This window comes from Pseudomonas sp. K5002 (genome assembly GCF_013386655.1).
Lineage (GTDB): Bacteria > Pseudomonadota > Gammaproteobacteria > Pseudomonadales > Pseudomonadaceae > Aquipseudomonas.
The window spans coordinates 1-3,583 of the sequence record NZ_JACARK010000033.1; the positions used below are offsets into that span (position 1 = coordinate 1).

General features: G+C 61.7%; 4 protein-coding genes and 1 pseudogene. 2 read left to right on the plus strand and 3 right to left on the minus strand.

Annotated elements, in window-relative coordinates; genetic code table 11:
• A partial coding sequence (locus HX846_RS01690; RefSeq protein WP_306173099.1) for a uroporphyrinogen decarboxylase family protein occupies positions 1–230 on the plus strand: 230 nt, incomplete at its 5' end.
• 53 nt (positions 231–283) lie between these two features.
• Here the strand turns inward: HX846_RS01690 and HX846_RS01695 are convergent.
• Complete coding sequence (locus HX846_RS01695) at positions 284–1,501, minus strand: MFS transporter (protein ID WP_371315740.1); 1,218 nt, start codon at positions 1,499–1,501, stop codon at positions 284–286.
• A gap of 181 nt (positions 1,502–1,682) precedes the next feature.
• Between HX846_RS01695 and HX846_RS01700 the strand changes: the two genes are divergently transcribed.
• Positions 1,683–2,576 carry a LysR family transcriptional regulator gene (locus HX846_RS01700; protein WP_003209358.1) on the plus strand — a complete coding sequence of 298 codons (894 nt, stop codon included), beginning with the start codon at positions 1,683–1,685 and terminating at the stop codon, positions 2,574–2,576.
• Positions 2,577–2,737: 161 nt separating this feature from the next.
• Here HX846_RS01700 and HX846_RS01705 read toward each other — a convergent pair whose 3' ends face one another.
• A complete protein-coding gene (locus HX846_RS01705; protein WP_003209360.1) occupies positions 2,738–3,178 on the minus strand; it encodes a hypothetical protein in 441 nt (146 codons plus the stop codon).
• 26 nt (positions 3,179–3,204) lie between these two features.
• A pseudogene (locus tag HX846_RS01710) lies at positions 3,205–3,583 on the minus strand (beta-ketoacyl-ACP synthase); the annotation flags it as partial.

Genomic DNA, 3,583 nt, shown 5'->3' on the forward strand with positions numbered 1-3,583 from the left:
GTCGCCGCGTGGGCAGCAAGGTCGCGCTGCAAGGCAACATGGACCCGACCGTGCTGTACGCCAAGCCGGAAGCGATCCGCGCTGAAGTCGGCCGCATCCTTGCCAGCTACGGCAAAGGCAGTGGTCACGTGTTCAACCTTGGCCACGGCATTACTCCGGAAGTTGATCCGGAGCACGCAGGCGCGTTCCTGCGGGCGGTGCACGAGTTGTCGGCGCAGTATCACGAGTGATCGCGCGGCAATGAAAAAGCCCGGCAGATGCCGGGCTTTTTTGTAAGCGCTGGTTAAGCCTTGGCTTCCTGCAACGGCGGCAACTTCGCCAGCTTCAACGCCACCAGCAACGCGACGATCAACAGCGCGACGATAAACCCGCCAATCCCGTTCCACCCGGCGTAGTGCCAGAAAAAACCGCCCGCCGTCCCCGCAATACTCGACCCCACGTAGTAACTGAACAGGTACAGCGACGACGCCTGCCCCTTGGCTTTCAGCGCGCGGCGGCCGATCCAGCTGCTGGCCACCGAGTGGGCGCCGAAGAAGCCGAAGGTGAAGATCAGCATGCCGGGCACTACCAGCCACAGCGGGGTAAACAGCGTCAGGGCGATACCGCCGAGCATCAGCACGATGGTGCCCCACAGCACGCGGCGACGGCCCAGGCGGTCGGCCAGGGAGCCAATTTTCGCCGAGCTGTAGATACCCGAGAGGTAGACCAGCGACAGCAGGCCTACCACGGCCTGGCTCAAATCGTACGGGTCCGCCAGCAAGCGGTAGCCGATGTAGTTGAACATCGTCACAAAGGCGCCCATCAGCACGAAGGCTTCGAGGAACAGCCACGGCAGGCCGGCGTCCTTGAAGTGCAGGGTGAAGCCGTCCACCAGGCTGCGCGGGTGCAGGGTGCTGGCGCGGAAGTTGCGCGACTCGGGGAGGATCTTCCAGAACACCGTGGCTGCGATCAGCGCCAGGGCGCCAATGATTAGCATCGCCGTGTGCCAACTGACGAAGTCGATCAGCACACCGATGATCAAGCGGCCGCTCATGCCGCCAATGGCGTTACCACCGATGTACAAACCCATGGCCAGGCCGATGTGTTGCGGGTGGATCTCTTCACTCAGGTAGGTCATGGCCACCGCTGCCAGGCCGCTGAGGGACAGGCCCACCAGTGCGCGCATCAGCAGGATGCCTTCCCAGCTCGGCATCAAGCCGCTGGCGATGGTGCACAGTGCGGCGCAGAACAGCGCGGCAACCATCACCGGCTTGCGCCCCAGGGTGTCGGAAATCGGCCCGGTGATCAGCAGGCCAATGGCGAGCATGCCGGTGGCCACCGAGAGAATCAGGCTGCTTTGCGCGGCATTGATGGAAAATTCGTGGGACAGCGCCGGCATCATCGGTTGTACGCAGTAGAGCAGGGCGAAAGTGGCGAAACCGCCGGAGAACAGCGCCAGCACCGTGCGCATGAACATCGGGGTGCCTTTTTCGATGTACTGCTCGTTGAGCTGTGCCACCACTTCATCGAGGGCGGTGGGCGGTACTTCTTGAGCAAGCGGAGCGACAGCAGATTTCACGCGGGACCTCGGGGAGGAAAGGCTGCCAGGGCTGGCAATGCAAAAAAGAATATAGCTCCCTATTGATTCTTTCCAATATATTGTTCGACCTGTTTAAGAGCTTTTACGACCTAATGAGGTTTTCATGGAACTGCGCCACCTGCGTTACTTCATCGCCGTGGCTGAAGAGCTGCATTTTGGCCGCGCCGCGCAGGTGCTGGGGATCTCCCAGCCGCCCCTGAGCCAGCAGATCCAGGCGCTGGAGCAGGAGATAGGTGCGCGGTTGTTTGAGCGTACCAATCGTCGGGTCGAGCTGAGCGAGGCCGGCAGGTTGTTCCTGCAAGAGGCGCGGTTGGTGCTGGCGCAGGTGGATAAAGCGGCGGACGTGGCGCGTCGGGCGCAGCTGGGGGAACTGGGGGAGTTGAAGATTGGCTTCACCTCTTCTGCGCCGTTCAACTCCAGCATCCCACAGGCGATCTTCGCGTTTCGCCAGGCATTCCCGGCGGTGCATTTGAATCTGCAGGAGATGAGCAGCACGGAAGTGGCCGAGTCGCTGGTGGATGAGTCGATTCAGGTGGGGTTGATGCGACCGTTGCCGTTGCCCGATTCCTTGAGCGTCGTGGAACTGATGCGCGAGCCCTTGGTGGCCGTGCTGAACGCCGGGCATCCGCTGGTGGAGGGCAGTGAGCGTGGTTTGCACCTGGCGCAATTGGCCGAAGAGCCGTTTGTGTTTTTCCCGCGGACTTACGGCAGCGGCCTGTATGCCCAATTGATGAGCCTGGCGCGTGATGCCGGCTTCAGCCCGCATTTCGCCCAGGAGGCCGGGGAGGCAATGACCATCATTGGCCTGGTGGCGGCGGGGTTGGGTGTCTCGGTGTTGCCGGCGTCGTATCAGCGGATCCGCATTGATGGTGTGGTGTATCGCACGTTACTGGATCAGGAGGCGGTGACGGCGGTGTGGCTGGTGCAGCGCAAGGGTCAGCAGACGCCGATGGCCAAGGCGTTTGTCGAGTTGCTGACCCGTAAGGCATTGGTATGACCGACGCATAACCTGTGGCGAGGGAGCTTGCTCCCGCTGGGCTGCGCAGCAGCCCCGAAACCCGACGACTGAGTTTTACCAGGCAACCTTCAATCGCAGGTTTCAGGGGCGCTTCGCGCCCCAACGGGAGCAAGCTCCCTAGCCACAGGGAAGCGGGTGTTTCAGTTCTGCTTCGACGTCCCGGTCTGCTGGAGCAACTGCGCCGTGTCACTCACACCATTGGTGCGCAACGCCGCCAGGATGTCACGGTCCAGCATGCTCACCCAGCGGTTGTAGTTGCGGTGGATCTTGCCGTCCTTGTAGCCCAGGTCGCGGCTGTCGCGGTAGGTGATGGCGTAGCTGGTGGCGGTGTAGCGAATGTCGATTTCAGCGTGGAACTGGTTGCGCACGTTGATCTCGGCCTGCACCAGTTGCGGGCTCAGGCGCTGCACCACCCATTGGCGTTTGTTCAAGGCCGCGATAATGGTCTGCTTCATTTTTTCTTCGTTGACCTGCGGGTTCGCCGGCAAGTCATGCTGGGTGTTGAGCACCGGTTTGTTGGTGCAGCCAGCGGTGGTGAGCAGGGCCAAAGCGACCAGTGTTGCGCGTAGCAGGGAAGACATTCCATTTCTCCAGTCAGTAAAAAAACTTAGACCCAGCGGCGGAAAATCAGCGAAGTGTTGACGCCGCCAAAGGCAAAATTGTTGTTCATCACGTAGTCGCTGTGCAGCTCGCGGAACTCACCTTGCAGGTAGTCCAGCTCGCCGCAGCGCGGGTCGACTTCGTCGAGGTTGAAGGTGTGCACGTATTGGTTGCGGTTCATCATTTCGATGCTGAACCACGACTCCAGCGCGCCGCATGCACCCAGGGTGTGGCCGAGGAAACTCTTCTGCGAGCTGATGGGCATGCGGCTGCCGAACAGGCTGCTGGTGGCCAGGGTTTCGGCGATGTCGCCCTGGTCGGTGGCGGTGCCATGGCCGTTCACATAGCCGATCGCGTCGGGCGCAAGCCCCGCATCTTCCAATGCC

Coding starts and splice junctions, on each gene's coding strand:
- HX846_RS01700 (WP_003209358.1), top strand. CDS start 1,683: ATGGAACTGCGCCACCTGCGTTACTTCATCGCCGTGGCTGAAGAGCTG.
- HX846_RS01705 (WP_003209360.1), bottom strand. CDS start 3,178: ATGTCTTCCCTGCTACGCGCAACACTGGTCGCTTTGGCCCTGCTCACC.